This is a genomic window from Gordonia zhenghanii (assembly GCF_021738965.1).
Lineage (GTDB): Bacteria > Actinomycetota > Actinomycetes > Mycobacteriales > Mycobacteriaceae > Gordonia > Gordonia zhenghanii.
The window spans coordinates 129,337-148,739 of sequence record NZ_JAKKOQ010000001.1; the positions used below are offsets into that span (position 1 = coordinate 129,337).

The window sequence follows — 19,403 nt, forward strand, 5'->3', positions numbered from 1 at the left end:
GTGAATCAGTTCCTTCAATCGCGGACGTAAGGAGACGTTTTGGCATGAACTCCAGCCGTGTCACGAACTTGCTGAAGCACGTCGCCGAGCCCGTCGGCCCCGGCCGTCCCGAGGTCGGGAGCCAGGCCCATCAATGCGGAGACGAGCGCAGAGTCTGCGTCAGGAAGTACTGCAGCCATTGCTGTGACCGTCGCCGACAACGAACCGAACGTTACGGACGCCCCGCCATACGAGAAGGCCACAGCCTCGGGCGCGGCCGTCGCCGCTCCGTCGATCAGAGTCGGCAACGGAACCACCTCTTCGGCAACGGTGTCTGCATCGGCGAGCCGATCCGCTTGCGTCGCTATCGAGATATCGGCCACCAGAACTTCTGGGTCGTCGACCACTGACTGGAGAATCTGGACGAATCGCTCCGCGTACCTCTCGATCGTGATCTCGTCGAACAGTTCCGTCGCGTACACGAAGCCTGCCCGCATCGGCGCACCGGCCGCACGGTCGCCGAGCACGGTCGGATCGTTCGGGTACACCGCCAACTGGAGGTCGACTTTCGCCGAGGTGAGAGCGTCTGGAACCGCACGGATTGCGAGCCCGTCGATCTCCACCTTCGGGAATTCGAGGTTCTGGAACCAGAGCATCGCCTGGAAGACGGGGTTGTACGAACGTGTCCGAGGCGCATCGACCGTCTGCACCACGGACTCGAATGAGACGTCGGCGTGCGCCATGTCGTCCATGTCCTCGACGCGAACCCTGTCGATCAGCGCGGCGAAGGATTCCCCACTGGCCACACTGGTCCGTAGCGCCAGACTGTTGACGAACATCCCGACGAGATCGGCCACCGCAGGCTCGTTCCGTCCGGCGAATGGAATTCCGACCACCACGTCAGAACTGCCGCTCATCCGGGACAAGAGCACGGCGAAGGCCGAGTGCACGACGACGAACAGCGTCGTGCCTCGAGCCTGTGCGAGTGCTTCGAGACGTCCGGTCAGCTCCGCCGATATCTCGAACACCACTTCAGACCCGTCGTACGACGGAGTGGGCGGCCGCGGTCGGTCCGTCGGCAGTGCCAAGAGGTCCGGCGCACCGGAGAGTCGACGTCGCCAGTATTCGAGTTGACGATCTCGTTCGGTGGTCCCCTCGGAGTCCTCGGCGGCCAACCATTCCTGCTGCCACATCGCGAAGTCGGCGTACTGGATCTGCAAGGGCGCCCACGCCGGAGCCCGGCCCGCCGACCTCGCAGCGGCCGCGGTCAAGAAGTCTTCGGCGAGCGGCCGGATCGATGAACCGTCAGCAGTGATGTGGTGCATGACGAAGACGATCAGGTATTCGTCAGCGGACACGCGGAGCAGTCCTATCCGCACCGGAGCCTCAGCGGTCAGGTCGAAGCCACGATCCATCACAGCGGCGACTGCGTCGATCGACTGTCCTTCGACGTCGACCGGATCGAGTTCCAGCGCCGACATCACTTCTGCCGCTGAGGTCAGCCGCGACATGGGTTCGCCGCTGATCATCGGATAGACGGCCCGCAGCGATTCTTGACGTTCGATCAAGTCGCCCACGGCGGCTTTGAACATGTCGACGTTCAACGCACCGGAGACCCGGAGTGCAAACGCGATGTTGTACGCAGACGATTCCGGATCCGCACTGTTCAGAAGCCACATTCCACGCTGCACCTCAGAAAGCGGCACGACGTCGGGCCGTGGTCGGCTGACGAGTGCAGGCACGTCGGCCGCGATCGGCGCGGTGGTCAAGAACGAAGCCAGCGCGGTTGCCGTCGGATTCTCGAATATGTCACGCAACGCGATGCGCCTGCCCCGCAGCTTGGTCAGGCGCGCCGCGACGCCGACCGCCGACAGCGAGTTCCCGCCCGTCTCGAAGAAACTCTCCGTGACGCTGACTCGATCGACGCCGAGTTCGGTAGCGAAGACCTCCGCGACCAGACGTTCGGAGTCGTTGCGCGGCGCGACGAAATCATGTCCTGCGTCGAAATCGACCGCAGGCAACGACGACCGGTCGATCTTCCCCACCGTGTTGGTGACGAAATTCTCCACCGGCACCACTGTGTGCGGGACCATGTGCCCGGGCAGGAGATCCATCGCGTAACTGCGGATCTCGGTCGGGTCGATCGTCGCTGCTCCTCGGGGCGTGACATACGAGACGAGGACCGTGTCGCCGACAGGCCCCGGCATTCCGACGGTGAGAGCGGCGGCCACCGCACGGTGAGTGGTCAAGGCGCCGTCCACCTCGCCCGGCTCCACGCGCATCCCTCGGATCTTGAGTTGGAAGTCGGTGCGGCCCAGATACCGGAGGCCGCCACCGGGAAGGCTCATCACCCGGTCGCCGGTTCGGTACATCCGCGCCCCGGACTCGCCGAACGGCGCCGCGACGAAACGTGCTGCAGTGAGGTCGGGGCGTCCCAAGTAGCCGAGTGCCAGCTGATCGCCGGTCAAGTACAACTCACCGGGCACCCCCACGGGAACCGGCCGTAAGCCCGCACCGAGGACCAGGGCGCCGACTCCTTCGACGGGATCGCCGATCGTGACCTCTTCGCCCACTGCGAGCGGACCTGACGCCGTCGCCCAAATAGTCGACTCGGTAGGTCCGTAGAGATTGAAGAAGTCGCGACCGGCTCCGGCCCACCTTTCCGCCAACTCTGGCGGGCAAGCTTCGCCGACGCTGACCAGCGTCCCGAGGTCAGGCAAAGCGTCCGGATCGAGTCCAGCCATGACCGACGGCGTCATCACGGTGTGCGTGACCCGGTGCTCGTTGATCACCTCGACCAGTTCATCGCCTGCGAACACGTCAGGCGCCGTCACGACGAGCCCAGCACCGCTGCACAACGCCATCGTGATCTCGAAGATCGACGCGTCGAAACTCGGAGCGGCCACCTGCAGCACCCGACTCGTCTCGTCGAGGCCGAGGACCGACTGCTGATTGGCAGCCATGTTGGCCAGGCCGCGGTGACTGACCACCGTCGCCTTCGGCTTTCCGGTGGATCCCGATGTGTAGATCAGGTACGCGATGTCGTCCACCCGTGGGGAGCGCGTCAGCTCGTCGTCGGCGATGGGCGCGGCCGATCGCTCTACGACACGTGGGGCGTCGACGCTCAGCCAGTCGATGCCGCCGCAAGCCTCAGTCCCGACGCCGAGCACTGCCCCGCTGTCCTCGAGGATCTCGACGCGCCGTTCGTCTGGGAGGTTCGGGTCGACGTTGACGAACGCCGCACCGGCCTTGGTGATCGCGACCATTCCGATCACAGCAGGCACGCCTCGGCCCGCGCCGACCGCAACGACGTCGCCCGTCTGGACCCCGCGTCCGAGCAACTCCCTCGCCAATCGGTTGGCGGCAGCGTCGAACTCGGCCCGGGTCAGTGCCCGTTTGCTGTCTCGGATCTCGCCCGGATTCTGTGATCCGTGTAGATCCCATAGGTCGCCGAGCACAACAGGACTGGCCGCAGGAGTCGGTGCAGCAGTCAACCCGGCGAGGGACTCCCGGCTGACGATGTCGAGCCTGCCGACCGGTGTCTCGGGAGCGCTCCCGGTGAACTGATCGAGCACGCGCAAGACGGCGCGACCGAACCACGCCGCTGTCGACTCGTCGAACAGGTCGGTGGCATACGAGATCTCGAAGTCCAGGTGATCGTCGCTCTCGATGACGGTGACCGAGAGGTCGTACTTCGCTGACGGAACGCGTGCATCGACGAGTTTGAAGCCTGTCGAATCGTCACGGAGCGCGCTCGTGGTGTCCGCGAGCATCGTGAGGCCGACTTGGAACAGCGGCGTGTGCGCAGCCGACCGGGCTGGGGCGAGTTCTTCCACGACACGTTCGAACGGCACCGTTGCATGCGCCATCGCGCGGGCCCGGGTGCGGTGCGCGTCTGCGAGCAGTTCCGTCAGACTCGCTCCGTCGGACACGGCGGTTCGCAGGACGACGGTGTCGATGAACATGCCGACCAGTTGAGCCAGACGGTCGTCCCGACGCCCGTCGACGGCGACGCCCACCGCGACATCGGTGGTTCCGCTGCATCGGGACAAGACCAGTGCGACCGCAGCATGGATCACCGAGAACGTGGTCACCCCGGACGCTTTCGCGAGGTCGCGAACGCCGCCCGTGAGGACCGGATCGGCGACGAGGTCGACGTACGCGCCTCGCCCGCTCGCGACGGCGGGTCGAGGGCGGTCCGTCGGAAGCGGTAACAATTCGGGCAGCCCGTCCAGTTCCGAACGCCAGAACGACAGGTCAGCGGTGACAGTCTCGCTGCCTTCGCCCGATAAATGCTCGTGCTGCCACAGCGCGTAATCCGCGTACTGCAACGCCTCTGGATTCTTCGCAGGCGCCTGACCGGACTTGCGTTTGGTGTACGCGGCAGTCAGGTCGGCGATCAACGGGATCAGCGAGTAACCGTCTGCCGCGATGTGGTGAACCACCACGACGAGGATGTGCTCGCGACTTTCGAGGACCAGGCGACAACGGAACGGAGCTTCGACCGTGAGATCGAATCCGCTCGCGGCGATCCGATCGACTGCCGTCTGCGCGTCGTCCGCGCGGATCGGAGTCAGATCGATCGCGTCGGCCATCGAATCCACGTCCCCGACAGTCTGGACTTGCCGGCCGTCGTCGAGGGCGTCGAACGTCGTCCGCAGGATCTCGTGCCGATCGACCACATCGCGTACGGCGGCGGTGAGCGCGGCGACGTCGACGTCCGTGCCGAGACGTACCGCTCCCGGCATGTTGTACGTCGATGCGGAAGGGTCGATCTGGTTGACCAGCCACAGCCGCGACTGAGCCGTCGACAGCGGGATCCGATCCGGCCGCGGACTCACATGCACCAGCGGCGACTGCGAATCGTGGTCGGCGTGCGCGGCGCCCGCTGCTAGTTCAGCGAGGTCTGTCGCGTCGAAGACGTCGGCCAATCGGAGGTCCAGGCCCAGCCCGTCGCGCGCTCGCGTCACGAGCCGCGCAGCGACGAGGGAGTTCCCACCGAGCTCGAACAGATTGTCCCGTCGTCCCACTTGGTCGACTCCGACCAGTTCGGCGATGATGCCTGCCAGTTGCACCTCGATCTCCGACTGCGGAGCGTCGTACTCGGCCGAGTGCATCTCCGGGACCGGCAGGGCGCGCCGATCGGTCTTACCGGAGGAGTTGATCGGGAAATCGTCGAGCACGATGATCGCCGACGGCACCATGTGCGACGGCAGACGGCGCCGCGACCAGGCGAGCAACTCGGGCTCGTCCGGCTGGGGGGCGGCGGCTCGCACGTACGCGACGAGGGTTGGCACGGCCGCCAGGTCGTCACGCACCATCGCGACCGCCCCGTCGACGCTCTGGTGATCGACCAATACCGACTCGACTTCGCCGAGTTCCACTCGCTGTCCGCGGATCTTCACTTGGAAATCGGTACGACCGAGGTATTCGAGCTCGCCGTCGATGCTCCACCGCACGAGGTCGCCGGTGCGATACATCCGAGCTCCCGGGACGTCATCGCCCACAGCAGCGACGAAGCGCTCGCCAGTGAGGCTGGGCCGACCGACGTACCCGTGGGCCAGTTGGATTCCGGCGAGGTAGAGCTCGCCCGGCGCGCCCGGCGGGACCGGTGTCAGACGATCGTCGAGGACGAGAGCGCGGGTGTTCGGAACCGGCGAGCCGATCGGCGGCATCGTCTCCCCGAACCGGACCCGGTGCTCGGTGACGTCGACGGCCGCCTCAGTCGGTCCGTACAGGTTCACCAAGTCGACGTCCGGCGCATCGAGAAGCAACCGATCGGCGGCGTTCCCGGTCAGGGCCTCCCCCGACGTGAACACGCGGCGAAGCCCGCTCGGAAAGAGGTCTTCCCCGGCCTGCCGCCCGGCTCGGTCATCGAGGTAGACATCGAGCATCGAAGGAACGAAGTGGACGACCGTGACGTTCTCGACCTCCATGAGTTCGCGTAAGTATCCCGGGTCCCGATGCCCGTCGGGTCGCGCGATCACCATGCGGGCTCCGACCGCCAGCGGCCAGAACAGCTCCCACACCGATACGTCGAACGTGAACGGAGTCTTGTACATCACCGCATCGCTCGCAGCGAGCGGGTAGTGCTCGTCAGTCCAGGCCAACCGGTTGATCACCGCATCGTGCGGCACCTCGACGCCCTTCGGCGTGCCCGTCGAACCGGAAGTGAAGATGACGTATGCCGGTGCGTTGGGCGCGAGCGGCGCGGTCTCGACAGGATCGAGTCCGGTCGCGTCGTCGCGCTCGAAATACGCAGCGTCGAACACCAGTCTCGCGTCTGCGGCGTCGGTGACGAGATCTCGCCGGTCCTGCGGGTGAGACGGGTCGACCGGAACATACGCGGCGCCGACCGTGAGGACGGCGTAGACCGCGGCGAGTTGGCCGAACCCACGGACCATCGAGACGATCACCCTGTCTCCGGCACGCACCCCGTCTCGGACCAGCCGCGCCGCATGAGTCCGACGCACCACGTCGAACTCGGCGTACGTCCACGTCTCGTCCCCGAAGGTCAGTGCATTCGCATCCGGGTGTTCGCGAACCTGCCGTTCGAATCCGTCGAGCAGGTGCGCCCCGAAGGCGGAGTAGTCGCGCACCGCACCGCGCTCCGCGGACTGGATCGACGAGTGATCCGCAGCGGTCCGCAAGTCCACCGTTCCGAGCGGCTGCTCGGGATCGTCGAGCAGACGCTCGAAGAACTCGAGGAACCGTTCGACATGGATGTCGAGTTCGTGCTGGGTATACAGGTGTGGGTTGCCGTGTAGATCTACGAAGACCGGCGCGTTCGGGCTCGCCTGATAGAAGTTGACCCGCAGGTCTTCGAGGATTCCCGATGCCAGGATGTGGTACTCGACTTCAGCGCCCGCGATCTCGATCGGACGGTCGAAGAACACCATGTTCACGATCGGGCCGAACGAAGCGGTCGCGGCGTCACGCAAGCCGGCGTCGAGGCGAATGTCCTCGAACCGGTACCGCTGATGGCGCAGCACACCGGTGAGTTCGAGTTGAATCTGGGCAACCAACTCGGGGAACGTCAGGCCACTCGGCCGAGTCGCCCTGACTGGCAGCATGTTCGACACCATGCCGCCGGCCCGCTTCACCTTCGCGGTGGCGCGTCCCGTCACCGGAACACTGAGAACTACCTCGTCGGCATCTGTCATTCGCGACAAGTACACGGAGAATCCGGATGTCAAGAGCGCAGGCAGCGAACTGCCCATCGCAGACGCGAGTGACGCCAGTCCGCGTTGGAATTCGTCGGTGAGCCGACGTCCAGCAACCAAGTTCTCGGGCGACAAGGGCGCCGTCGCCGCGTGCTGGGCGAGCGTCACTCGCTCGGGCAGATCCGCAGCGCGCTCCGCCCAGTGTTCGCGATCCCGTTCCCGACGCGTCCCCGAGCTGTACGCGGCGTCGTCCGCCACGAGCTCGGCCAAGTCGGCATGAGGTTTGGCTGCGACGTCGTTCCCGGCCAAAGCAGCGTTGTAGCGGTCGACCAGCCAGAGGACGTTGTTGAGGGCGGCTACGCCGTCCATCAGAAGGTGATGCCCGCGGAGGTACCAGAACACCCGATCGTCGGCGACGCGCAGCAGTCCCGCACGCGCCAGCGGCACACCTGCGAGGAGGTCCACCGTCCGTCGGTAGTCAGCGTTCATCCATTCATGGGCAGCCGCCACCGGGTCGTCGTGGCTGCGGAGATCGACGTGCTCAAGAGTGAACGGCAGCGAGAAATCGATGGTCTGCATCAACTCGCCGTCGTTCGCGACGAGTCGAGTGAACGCACTCTGAAGTTCTCGGGCGCCGTCGTGATGTATCGAGTCGAACAAGTCCACGTCAAGGCGCCGATCGATGTCGCGGATGTCGAGGTACTGGGCGACGTTCACCGAGTAATCCGGCGACATGTTCTCGGCGAACCACATGCCGCGCTGGGCGGCGGTCAACGGCAGCCATTGCTGCTCGTCGGATCCGCTGCTCAACTCACTCATTACCGTTCGTGCCTTTCACTCGTGCGCTGGTGCACTGCCGTCCGTCCGACGACGTCGGACACGTTGTCCACGGATTCGATTCCGCGGCCCGCTCACTACTTCATCGAGACCCTCCTCTAACAGCCTCCCATTCTCCGGCCCTGCGTATACCGACTGTTGCCTGACCGGCACCGACCATAGCCGTTCACCTGCTCGTCGCCGCTTTCCGGTAACCGACGAGCGCAGGGTAGATACTTGCCCCTACAAAGATCGCCGCCCATATCGCCACCTTGATCAGATTCATCGTGATCGGCCCGCCGGCAGCAAGCGAGCGCATCAGATCGATCCCGGGTGTCATCGGTTGATTGGCAACGATCGGTTGCAGCCAACCCGGGTATGCGTCGATCGGGGAGAAGCCCGAATTGAAGAACATGAGCACGTTCATCAGCAGCCCCAGGTATTGGACAAGCGGCGCGCCCGCAGGCGAGTTGACTGCAATCGCGAGCACGAACACCGCGTACGCGGACCCGAACACCACAGGCACAGCGATCAGCGCGATCGCCGCAGGGACTCCCTCTGAAAACCGGAAACCCATCGCTGAGCCAACAGCCAACAGGATTAAAGTCACGACCAGGATGCGCACGGTCTCGGCGAGCACCCGCGAGGTGAGATCTGCCGCGCGGTTGATCGGAAGGACGTACAAGCGCGCCAACAATCCAGTCGAGCGCTCTTTGTTCAACCTGATCGCCGACACCATGGACCCGCCCATCGCGCCCACTAAGATCATCAGCGGAACGGTCCCGTACAAGCTGTCCTGTCCGGTCGCGTCGCCGACGGCATCGCCGAGAACCACCTTGATCAGCACAAGCGACACGGCCGGGATGATCAGCGACTGGAGCACGGTCGGCACATTTCGGACGTAGACGAGCAACTGCCGCCATGCGAGGACCCGACTGTTCGCCAGCCAAGTGCGTAGCGAGCCCTCTCCGTGCGTGCGCTCGGCCTGGAGATCAGCGGCGTGCACCGCGTCGACGCTCATACTCGCGCCTTCCTGCTACCGACGACGATCAGATACGCGGCAAGCGCTGCGAGGCCGAGACACCAGTACACAGTCGGTGCGGCAACCGACCACGTCATCGACTGCGACGAGTCCGCGGCCCGCATCACCTCGACGAACTGAGAAATCGGCTGGTTTCGCGCGAAGCCCCGAATCCAATCGGGAAAGCGTTCCTCCGGGACGAAGCCCGTCGACACCATGCCGAGAATCATCGTCGGCAGTCCCAGCATCTGACTCGTGGCCTCCGGCGTGCCCGCGACCAGTCCGACGCCGTCGGCGACTAGAGCGAGCAGCACCCCGATGGCCAGCGGGATCGCGAACAGGAGCGCTGTCCCACCGACACCACCGTCCGGTCGCCATCCGATCACAACCGATGCGACCGCTCCGCAGATCAATGACACCAAAAGCAGCACGATGTTCGTGCCGAGCCGAGCCGACAGCGGCACCCACCCCGCCATCGGCAGGACGCGGAACCTCGTATTGATGCCGCGACTCACGTCGAACGCCGACCGCATCGCAGCCGACGTCGCGGTGAAACTCATCGCTTGCAACAGGATGATCGGCATCAAGAACTGCCCGTAGTCCATACCCGGTGCCGAGTCCATGACCTTGCGCAGCGGAAGGTAGAAACAGACCGCGAGGAACACCGGCGCGATGAACGCGAAGAGAAACTCGCCGTTGCGCAGGACCTTCAGCAGTCCGCGTGAGGTCAGCGTCCACCACTGTCTGGCAGTGCGCACCCCTGCGGACACTGCGACAGTATCGAGCGGACGAATTCCCGAATCGACCGTCACTGGTCACCGTCGCGGGTGGGCAGCGCGGACTTCACCTGGTCCCCGAGCGAGTCGCCGTCGTGCTCGATCAGCGTCACCTTGCTGTCGTCCTTCGGCTTCTCGGTCAACGAGAGGAACACCTCGTCCAGCGACGGACGACGCAGCGCGATGTCGGCGAGCGGGATCTTGGCCGCCTCGGTACGACGCATCACCTCGGCCAAGGTCTCCGGCCCGTTGGGGGCAGGCACCGAGACCGTCAATACATCGAGATTGGTGTCGTCGGCCGCCTCGTCGCCGATCAGGTCCCGCAACCGGGCACGCAGCCGGGGCAGATACGCCGGATGGGCAGGCGTGACTTCGCAGTACGCCGCCCCCGTGGCCGCCTTCAGTTCGCTCGACGTGCCCTCGGCGATCACGCGGCCCGAATCGATCACGACGATGTTGTCCGAGAGGACGTCGGCCTCTTCGAGGTACTGCGTAGTCAGCAGGATCGTCACGCCGTCGTCGCGGAGTTTGTCGACCAGGTTCCAGACGTCCTGACGACTCCGCGGGTCCAATCCCGTGGTGGGCTCGTCGAGGAACACCACTTCCGGCGACGTGACGAGGCCGCACGCGATGTCGATACGACGACGCATGCCGCCCGAGTACTGACCGACACGCTTCCCCGCGGCCTCCACGAGGGAGAAGTCCTCGAGCAGTTCGTCGGCGCGCGCCGCAGCCTTCTTCTTCGGGAGCCCCAACAGTCGACCGAATAGGATCAGGTTCTCCCGACCGGTGAGCGACTCGTCGAGAGCCGCGAACTGGCCGGTCAACATGATCGAGGTCCGCACCCCCGCCGGGTTCTCGACGACATCGTGACCCGCGACCACAGCGCTCCCCTTGTCAGGGGGCAGCAACGTGCACAACATGTTGACCGTCGTGGTCTTGCCCGCGCCGTTCGGCCCGAGCAGCGCGACGATCGTCCCCTTGGGTACTCGGAAGCTCACGTCGTCGACGGCGACGAAATCGCCGAATGTCTTACGCAGATGGCTCGCCACAATCGCGGGCTCGGCTCCGGGCTCGGGTTCGAGATCCTTCTGCGAGATCGCCTCGAACGCCACAGTGCTCGCCGCAGCCAGTCGCTGCTCATGCTCCGACACGAACGGCACAGGCTGCTCAACCTCGTCCGGCACCTCCGTTGGAGCGAGATTCTCCGTCTCGGCCGGCGTCTGGGGTGCGGGTGCGGGTGCCATGACGTCCCACGCGGCGTGACGTGGTCCACGCGGCGCATGGGTCGGGGTGTACCGGGTGTCCTGTGGCAGCCGATGGCTGCGTGTAGCGGCGCCGCCGCTGCTCAGCCCCTCGGGGGCACTGCCGCGATCGTCGGAATCCCCACGCCACCGGCCGAACCGGCGGGTCGGCGACGAATCGTCGGAAATCTGCTCTTCCGACCGAGACGGAGGGGGCGGGCGGTTGTCGGTGGCCTGAGTATCACCGCTACCCGCATCACGCGCAGACCGCGATCCGACGGCACGCTGCGCCGGGTTCTCTCCACTGCCAGGACCGCCGTCCACCGGAGCTCGATCGTGCGGAGCGGACGACAGATCGTTCCGCCACGCGCGGAGTTCGCGGAGGACCGGATCGTCGTCCGGCACCCACGGCATCGTGTCCTGGAGAGGGTCAGCCTCAGTCCCACGTCCCGGAGTCCGACCACCGGCATCGGCGGCACTTCCGGCAGGGTCTGGCATGTGACGATCCCCCTCCTTCGCTCTACTACGTTCAGCGGACAAGATTTACTACCCTATGACTATCGCCGACAACGTCAAGCCTGTTTCACGATTCGCCCACTTCAGAGCCGGACCGTGACGCGACTTCCCGAATCGACCTATCCTTCTAGAATTTCAATTCTATTGCTATGCTTCACATTTCGGGCATATTCACGTCAGACTAAGCCCATCACATCAGCCGAGATTCACGCATCCACGATGTTATCTGACACAACTCGAGATGCATTCGCCGACATTCACGTGGCGTGATGTCGATCAATCGATCGACATTTTGCGCGGAATGGACGGTATTGAAACTCTCATCACATATGGCCGGGCCACCGTGCCAGCACAACGAAGATCGCCCCTCCCGAACCCGGGAGGGGCGATCTTCGTTGTCTAACCGTCAGGCGACGAAATGCCTACTAGACCTACAGGTCTACTTGGCCTTCTCGAGCACCGTGACCAGACGCCAGCGCTTGGTCGCCGACATCGGTCGGGTCTCCATGATGCGAACGCGGTCGCCGACGCCGGCGGTCTCGTTCTCATCGTGCGCCTTGACCTTACTGGTGCGGCGGATGATCTTGCCGTAGAGCGGGTGGCTCTTACGATCTTCCAGCTCGACCGTGATGGTCTTGGTCATCTTGTCACTGACGACGTAGCCGATCCGCTCTTTGCGGCGGCCGCGCTCTTCGACGTTCACGTTCTGGTCCTCACTCATGCGTCTTCACCTTCCGGTCCGGACGCCAGGCCCAGCTCGCGCTCACGCATCACGGTGTAGACGCGAGCGATCTCACGACGCACGGTGCGCAGGCGACGGTTGTTGTCGAGCTGGCCGGTAGCCATCTGGAAGCGAAGGTTGAACAACTCTTCCTTCGACTCCTTGAGGCGGTCGACCAGATCGGTGTCACTGAGCTCGCGGAGCTCAGATGCAGCGATTCCGAGTGCCATCAGAACTGCTCCTCTCTGGTCACGATCCGGGTCTTCATGGGGAGCTTGTGCTGTGCGCGGCGCAGAGCCTCGCGAGCGGTCTCCTCATTGGGGTACGACATCTCGAACAGCACGCGGCCCGGCTTCACCGGGGCCACCCACCACTCGGGCGAACCCTTACCGGAACCCATGCGGGTCTCGGCAGGCTTCTTCGTGATCGGGCGGTCCGGGAAGATGTTGATCCAGACCTTGCCGCCACGCTTGATGTGGCGGTTGATCGCGATACGAGCGGACTCGATCTGTCGGTTGGTGATGTAAGCACCCTCCAGGGCCTGGATACCGTAGTCGCCGAAGCTGACCTTGGTTCCGCCCGACGCCTGACCCTTCAGGCTGGGGTGGTGCTGCTTGCGGTGCTTGACCCGACGAGGGATCAACATGGGCTAGCCCTCCTGCTTCTCTGCCTGCGCAGGCGCAGACGCCTCTGCAGCCGCACCCTCGGCAGCCGCACTGCGGCCTGCGTCGGTGCCGGTCGACGTGGTGCCCGAGGCACCGCTGCGACGCGGGCGGCTGGGACGACGCGGACGACGGTCTTCTGCCGGAGCGGCCGCAGCCAGCTCGCGACGACCACCGACGACGTCACCCTTGTAGATCCACACCTTCACGCCGATACGACCGAAGGTGGTCTTGGCCTCGTAGAGCCCGTAGTCGATGTCGGCACGCAGCGTGTGCAGCGGGACGCGACCTTCGCGGTAGAACTCCTTGCGGCTCATCTCAGCTCCGCCGAGACGACCCGAGCACTGGACACGGATGCCCTTGACGCCCGGCTGACGCATCGCCGACTGGATGGCCTTGCGCATCGCACGACGGAACGCCACACGGTTGGACAGCTGCTCCGCGACACCCTGAGCTACGAGCTGGGCGTCGGCCTCGGGGTTCTTGACCTCGAGGATGTTCAGCTGGACCTGCTTGCCGGTGAGCTTCTCCAGGTCGCCACGGATGCGATCGGCTTCGGCGCCGCGGCGACCGATGACGATGCCCGGACGAGCGGTGTGGATGTCGACGCGAACACGGTCACGGGTGCGCTCGATCTCCACCTTGGAGATGCCTGCGCGCTCGAGGCCGGTGCTCAGCAGCTTGCGGATGGCGACGTCTTCCTTGACGTACTCCGCGTACTGCTTGTCGGCGTACCAACGCGAGCTCCAGTCGGTGGTGATGCCGAGGCGGAAGCCATGCGGGTTGATCTTCTGGCCCACGGTTCAGGCTCCCTTCTTCTTCTGCTGGCGCGAACGAGCACGTCCGCCGTTCTCCGCTGCAGCTGCAACGACCACGGTGATGTGGCTGGTGCGCTTGCGGATGCGGAACGCACGTCCCTGTGCACGCGGCTGAAAGCGCTTCAGGGTCGGTCCCTCGTTGGCGTAAGCCTCCGAGACCACCAGGGTGCGACGATCCTGCCCCTGGTTGTTCTCCGCGTTGGCGATCGCACTGGCGAGCACCTTGTACACGGGCTCGCTGGCCGACTGCGGAGCGAACCGCAGAATGTCCAGAGCCTCGTCCACGTTCTTGCCGCGGACCAGGTCGAGGACTCGGCGAGCCTTCATCGGGGTGACGCGAACGAACTTCGCTGTCGCCTTAGCGGTCTGCACTGCGTTGTCAGTATCAGTAGTCATGGTTACCGGCGCTTCGCTTTCCGGTCATCCTTGATGTGACCCTTGAAGGTTCGGGTGGGAGCGAACTCACCGAGCTTGTGCCCCACCATGGAATCCGACACGAACACCGGCACGTGCTTACGACCGTCGTGGACGGCGAACGTGTGGCCGATGAAGTCAGGTGTGATAGTCGAGCGGCGCGACCAGGTCTTGATGACCTGCTTCGTGCCCTTCTCGTTCTGAACATCCACCTTCTTCAGGAGGTGGTCGTCGACGAACGGGCCTTTCTTCAGGCTGCGTGGCATTTTTTACCTCCTCCTATTATCGCTTGTTCTTGCCGGTACGACGGCGGCGGACAATCAGCTTGTCGCTGGGCTTGTTCTTGCGGGTACGGCCTTCCGGCTGTCCCCACGGGCTGACCGGGTGGCGACCACCGGAGGTCTTGCCCTCGCCACCACCGTGCGGGTGGTCCACCGGGTTCATGACGACACCACGGACGGTCGGGCGCTTGCCCTTCCAGCGCATGCGGCCGGCCTTGCCCCAGTTGATGTTGCTCTGCTCGGCGTTGCCGACCTCGCCGACGGTGCCGCGGCAGCGGACGTCGACGCGACGGATCTCGCCGGAAGGCATACGCAGCGAGGCGTAGGGGCCTTCCTTGCCGAGAAGCTGGATCGACGCACCGGCCGAGCGTGCCATCTTGGCGCCACCGCCCGGACGCAGCTCCACGTTGTGGATCTGGGTACCGGTCGGGATGTTGCGCAGCGGCAGGTTGTTGCCCGGCTTGATGTCGGCGTTCGGACCCGACTCGACGATGTCGCCCTGCTTCAGGTTCTTCGGCGCGATGATGTAGCGCTTCTCGCCGTCGACGTAGTGGAGCAGTGCGATCCGAGCCGTACGGTTCGGGTCGTACTCGATGTGAGCGACCTTGGCGTTGATGCCGTCCTTGTCGTTACGACGGAAGTCGATCAGACGGTAGGCACGCTTGTGGCCGCCACCCTTGTGACGAGTGGTGATGCGACCGTGAGCGTTACGGCCACCAGTGGAAGACAGCGGGCGAACCAGCGACTTCTCGGGGTGCGAACGCGTGACCTCGGAGAAGTCGGCACCGCTCGAGCCGCGGCGACCCGGGGTCGTCGGCTTGTACTTACGAATTGCCATGAGTGTTAGTCCCTATCCTTCTCGCGGGCGGTCAGCTGACCGCTCCCCCGAAGATCTCGATGGGCTTGCTGTCAGCGGACAGCGTCACGATGGCGCGCTTGGTGTCCTTGCGCTTGCCGTAGCCGAAGCGAGTGCGCTTGCGCTTGCCCTGTCGGTTCGCGGTGTTGACGCTGGAGACCTTGACGTCGAAGATCGCTTCGATCGCGATCTTGATCTGGGTCTTGTTCGAATCCGGGTGCACCAGGAAGGTGTACACGTTGTCTTCGATCAGCCCGTAGGCCTTCTCCGAGATCACCGGCGCCAGGATGATGTCACGCGGATCTGCGTGCGTAGCCATTCCTAGGCCTCCTTCTTGTTCAGCTCGATGAAGGCGTTCAGAGTCTCGACGCTGAACACGACCTCATCGGAGTCGAGAATGTCGTACGTGTTGAGCTGGTCGGTCGTGATGCCCAGCACGTTCGGCAGGTTCGCGATGGACTTCCAGCCGGCTGCGTCTTCACGCGAGAGGACGACCAGGAACTTGCGACGCTCGCTGAGCAGCTCCAGGAACTTGCGAGCGGCCTTCGTCGACGGCGTCTGGCCTGCGACGATCTCGGTCACGACGTGGATGCGCTCGTTACGAGCACGATCCGACAGGGCGCCACGCAGAGCGGCGACCTTCATCTTCTTGTTGACCTTCTGCGAGTAGTCACGCGGCTGCGGACCGTGGACGGTGCCACCGCCGACGAACTGCGGTGCGCGGGTCGAACCCTGACGGGCGCGACCGGTGCCCTTCTGGCGGTACGGCTTTGCGCCACCGCCGGCCACATGTCCGCGCGTCTTGGTCGCGTGCGTGCCCTGACGGCCTGCGGCCTGCTGGGCGATGACGACCTGGTGCATCAGCGCGATGTTCGCGGTCTTGTCGAACAGCTCAGCCGGCAGGTCGACGGTTCCGTTGACGGAGCCGTCGGCCGCGCGGACGTCGAGCGTCAGCTTGGTTGCGGTTTCGGTGCTCACTTCTTGCCACCCTTCACTGCCTCGCGGACCACCACGACGCCGCCCTTGCGGCCGGGGATCGCGCCCTTGATCAACAGGAGACCGGCGTCGGCGTCGACCTTGTGAACCGTGAGGTTCTGCGTGGTCACCCTGTCGTTGCCCATACGGCCTGCCATGCGCATGCCCTTGAACACGCGGCCCGGAGTCGCACAGCCGCCGATGGAACCCGGCGAACGGTGGACGCGGTGCGTGCCGTGGGTTGCGCTCAGACCGGCGAAGCCGTGACGCTTCATGACGCCGGCGAAGCCCTTGCCCTTAGAGGTGCCGGTCACGTCGACCTTGACACCGTCTTCGAACAGGTCGGCGCCGAGCTCCTGGCCGATCTCGAACTCTGCGACGTCCTGGACGCGCAGTTCGGTGAGATGGCGGCGGGGAGTGACTCCGGCCTTGGCGTACTGGCCGGCGACCGGCTTGTTCACCTTGCGGGGGTCGATGGCACCGTAGGCGAGCTGGACTGCCGTGTAGCCGTCGCGCTCCTGAGTGCGGAGCTGGGTGACGACATTGGAGCCGGTCGCGATAACGGTCACCGGAACGACCCGGTTGTCCTCGTCAAAGACCTGGGTCATGCCGAGCTTGGTGCCCAGGATGCCCTTGGTTGCATTCTGCTTGCTCATTTAATCCAATCCTCCGTCACTGAATGTTGACGTCGACGCTGGCAGGCAGGTCGATGCGCATAAGGGCATCGACCGTCTTGGGCGTCGGGTCGAGGATGTCGATGAGTCGTTTGTGAGTGCGCATCTCAAAGTGTTCGCGGCTGTCCTTGTACTTATGCGGCGAACGGATAACGCAGTACACATTCTTTTCGGTGGGCAACGGCACCGGGCCGACCACACGTGCACCCGTGCGGGTCACGGTCTCCACGATCTTGCGCGCCGAAGCGTCAATCGCTTCGTGGTCGTAGGCCTTGAGCCTGATGCGGATCTTCTGTCCCGCCACGCTGTGTCCTCTTCCGTCTGATTGTCTCTCGACAGCAGAACACCGCGTGGACCACACCCGTGCATGCACGGGCGGCAACTGAGCCACATGACCAACCCTGTGAGATAGGGGCGATCGACGCTGTTCTTCTGTCGTTGTACGGTGCTGAACTCTCGTCCAGCTGCCGGCTCTCGCCGACTTCGCCTCCGGTGCCCCGCGGTCGGGCGTGTCGTGTCCGTGTCGATCAGCAAATCGCACGCGTTACACGCCTAAGCCCACGGTTGCGGCCCTAGAAGTATTGTGAGCCTCCAGCTGGAGGCAACCTGAATAGTATGCAGTACCTGGTCGGTGATCTCAAATCATTGCCGAACGCACTTCGGGTGATCCTGGTCTCGTTCTCGGCTGGCTCGGCCGCAGTACAGGTTCGGCCGCTGCGCGGTTCGGCTACAGCGCCACACACCCGAGTACACCGCGAACATCCGCACGCCCGTCGACGTCCGCCTTGATGGATCCATCAGTCCACTCACCCCCGTGTTACGACACCACTGCCGATTCAACCCGCGCGGCGCCCTCTAGCAGGCGAGAGCACTGCGCGCGCACAATGCGGAGCACAGCCGCGAAAGCTAGCACCCGCCGCACACGCGGCGCGGCGCGGCCACACGTTCGACGGCCACAACCGGAGCCCCAGGCAATCGACGGGCCGGAGTCGAGCAATGACCCACATAGCCCCCTGGACAGTCGGAGATCCGATCGATTCCGACGCCCCAGAAGATCCGGACGCGATGGAATATATGACGACGAAATTGATAGATAATGCAATTTTCATTGAGCGTTCTCAAGCCATTGACGCTTGAGTGGCCAATGGCTACACTGGTCTGTGACCTGGACCTCCGGGGTAGACAGTATCTATTTCATGCGCTGCCCATCGCCGATTGGCCCCCTTCCGGAAACTGGCCGCCTCCATTCAAGTGGGCGCATTTGATCCTCGACAGTAGGAGTGAGTATCTAATGAGTAATTTATTGGACAGACACGAACTGGGTGCCATCTCGTTGAAGAATCGCGTCGTAATGGCGCCGATGACTCGGGCGCGAAATGCAGATTGCGTTGCCGCGTCCCACAACGCCACATATTACGGACAACGCGCGGGCGCAGGCTTGATAGTCACCGAAGGCACTCCGGTCTCACCCCAGGGCCAGGGGTACGCTTTTGTGCCGGGCATATGGTCCGACGAGCAAGTCGTCGGCTGGCGTGGCGTCACAGACCGAGTTCACGAGCGGTCCGGGCGCATCTTTGCCCAGTTGTGGCATGTCGGCCGACTCTCTCACAGTTCGCTGCAGCCCGGCCAGCAGAGGCCGGTGAGCGCAAGCGAGACTCCTGCGGACGGCGTTATGACCTACGCGTTCGACCACAGCGGGGGCCTCGGATTTTTGCCCGTGACCCCGCCGCGAGCACTGACGGTCAACGAGATCGAAAGCGTCACAGCAGAATTCGCGAACGCCGCCAAAAACGCAGACTCCGCCGGGTTCGACGGTGTCGAACTACATGGGGCCAATGGATATATTTTCGAACAGTTTTTCAACCCCAACAGCAATGTGCGCGAGGACCAGTACGGCGGATCGATCGAGAATCGAACCAGGTTCGCACTCGAGAGCGTCGATCATGTCATCGCCGCAATCGGCGACTCCGCACGTGTGGGAATCAGACTGTCTCCATTCAGTCAATCATTCGATATGCAACCGTACGACGAGGCGGAGCAGACCTACCTCCATCTCGGACAGGAACTCGCCAAGCGGAACCTGGCATACGTGCACATCAACGACCAGTTCGCCGGCGGCAATCGCGTCGTGAGCAAGGATTTCCTTGCGAAGTTCCGCGCTGCCTACTCCGGCTCGGTCATTCTTGCCGGCGGACTCAATCAGCAACTGGCCGAGGACTACGTCGCCGAAGGGTTGATCGACCTGGCAGCATTCGGTCAGCCGTTCATCTCGAACCCGGACCTTCCGGAGCGTTTCCGAAACAATTGGGAACTCGCCGTTCCTAATAAGGACACCTTCTACGGTGGCGGCCTCGAGGGCTACACCGACTATCCCGATTACGGTCGAGTCTCCGTCTGACCGGCCAGTCCGCAGACATTGATGGATCGATTCGGCGACAACACATCTATAAGTACCCCGGACGTTTTTCATAACAATTGGAGGAATCT

At 64.2% G+C, this 19,403-nt stretch carries 16 protein-coding genes; 1 reads left to right on the top strand and 15 read right to left on the bottom strand.

Annotated features, from left to right (window positions below; translation table 11 throughout):
* Positions 1-14: 14 nt before the first annotated feature.
* The 15 genes from L5G32_RS00510 to rpsJ all read right to left on the bottom strand — a co-directional run bounded on the left by L5G32_RS00510 (position 15) and on the right by rpsJ (position 17,220).
* A complete protein-coding gene (locus L5G32_RS00510) occupies positions 15-7,961 on the bottom strand; it encodes a non-ribosomal peptide synthetase (RefSeq protein ID WP_237009058.1) in 7,947 nt (2,648 codons plus the stop codon).
* Positions 7,962-8,145: 184 nt separating this feature from the next.
* On the bottom strand, positions 8,146-8,979 hold the full coding sequence (locus L5G32_RS00515) for an ABC transporter permease (protein ID WP_237009059.1): 834 nt from the start codon (positions 8,977-8,979) through the stop codon (positions 8,146-8,148).
* Complete coding sequence (locus tag L5G32_RS00520) at positions 8,976-9,737, bottom strand: ABC transporter permease (protein ID WP_237009060.1); 762 nt, start codon at positions 9,735-9,737, stop codon at positions 8,976-8,978. Before L5G32_RS00520 ends, L5G32_RS00515 begins: the two co-directional genes overlap by 4 nt.
* Positions 9,738-9,787: 50 nt before the next feature.
* On the bottom strand, positions 9,788-11,497 hold the full coding sequence (locus L5G32_RS00525) for an ATP-binding cassette domain-containing protein (protein WP_237009061.1): 1,710 nt from the start codon (positions 11,495-11,497) through the stop codon (positions 9,788-9,790).
* Between the two features lie 457 nt (positions 11,498-11,954).
* Entirely contained in the window at positions 11,955-12,236 is a 282-nt protein-coding gene (rpsQ, locus tag L5G32_RS00530; protein WP_237009062.1) for a 30S ribosomal protein S17, read from the bottom strand.
* The gene (rpmC, locus tag L5G32_RS00535; RefSeq protein ID WP_161893840.1) at positions 12,233-12,466 is read right to left on the bottom strand and encodes a 50S ribosomal protein L29; all 234 of its coding nucleotides are present in this window, start codon (positions 12,464-12,466) and stop codon (positions 12,233-12,235) included. Before rpmC ends, rpsQ begins: the two co-directional genes overlap by 4 nt.
* Positions 12,466-12,882, bottom strand: a complete 417-nt coding sequence (gene rplP / locus L5G32_RS00540; RefSeq protein ID WP_237009063.1) for a 50S ribosomal protein L16 — start codon at positions 12,880-12,882, stop codon at positions 12,466-12,468. Before rplP ends, rpmC begins: the two co-directional genes overlap by 1 nt.
* 3 nt (positions 12,883-12,885) lie before the next feature.
* Entirely contained in the window at positions 12,886-13,698 is an 813-nt protein-coding gene (gene rpsC, locus L5G32_RS00545; RefSeq protein ID WP_237009064.1) for a 30S ribosomal protein S3, read from the bottom strand.
* A 3-nt stretch (positions 13,699-13,701) separates the two neighbouring features.
* Positions 13,702-14,112 (bottom strand): 50S ribosomal protein L22, encoded by a 411-nt coding sequence (gene rplV, locus L5G32_RS00550; protein WP_237009065.1) that lies wholly within the window; start codon positions 14,110-14,112, stop codon positions 13,702-13,704.
* 2 nt (positions 14,113-14,114) lie between these two features.
* On the bottom strand, positions 14,115-14,396 hold the full coding sequence (gene rpsS / locus L5G32_RS00555) for a 30S ribosomal protein S19 (protein WP_236996200.1): 282 nt from the start codon (positions 14,394-14,396) through the stop codon (positions 14,115-14,117).
* Between the two features lie 16 nt (positions 14,397-14,412).
* On the bottom strand, positions 14,413-15,249 hold the full coding sequence (rplB, locus tag L5G32_RS00560) for a 50S ribosomal protein L2 (RefSeq protein WP_237009066.1): 837 nt from the start codon (positions 15,247-15,249) through the stop codon (positions 14,413-14,415).
* A gap of 31 nt (positions 15,250-15,280) precedes the next feature.
* Complete coding sequence (gene rplW, locus L5G32_RS00565) at positions 15,281-15,586, bottom strand: 50S ribosomal protein L23 (RefSeq protein WP_237009067.1); 306 nt, start codon at positions 15,584-15,586, stop codon at positions 15,281-15,283.
* A gap of 2 nt (positions 15,587-15,588) precedes the next feature.
* Positions 15,589-16,245 (bottom strand): 50S ribosomal protein L4, encoded by a 657-nt coding sequence (gene rplD, locus L5G32_RS00570; RefSeq protein ID WP_237009068.1) that lies wholly within the window; start codon positions 16,243-16,245, stop codon positions 15,589-15,591.
* A complete protein-coding gene (gene rplC, locus L5G32_RS00575) occupies positions 16,242-16,898 on the bottom strand; it encodes a 50S ribosomal protein L3 (RefSeq protein ID WP_237009069.1) in 657 nt (218 codons plus the stop codon). The genes rplD and rplC overlap by 4 nt, the downstream gene beginning before the upstream one ends.
* A 16-nt stretch (positions 16,899-16,914) precedes the next feature.
* Positions 16,915-17,220 carry a 30S ribosomal protein S10 gene (gene rpsJ / locus L5G32_RS00580; RefSeq protein WP_003938093.1) on the bottom strand — a complete coding sequence of 102 codons (306 nt, stop codon included), beginning with the start codon at positions 17,218-17,220 and terminating at the stop codon, positions 16,915-16,917.
* Between the two features lie 987 nt (positions 17,221-18,207).
* Here rpsJ and L5G32_RS00585 point away from each other — a divergent pair.
* On the top strand, positions 18,208-19,314 hold the full coding sequence (locus L5G32_RS00585) for an alkene reductase (RefSeq protein WP_265738543.1): 1,107 nt from the start codon (positions 18,208-18,210) through the stop codon (positions 19,312-19,314).
* Positions 19,315-19,403: the final 89 nt, after the last annotated feature.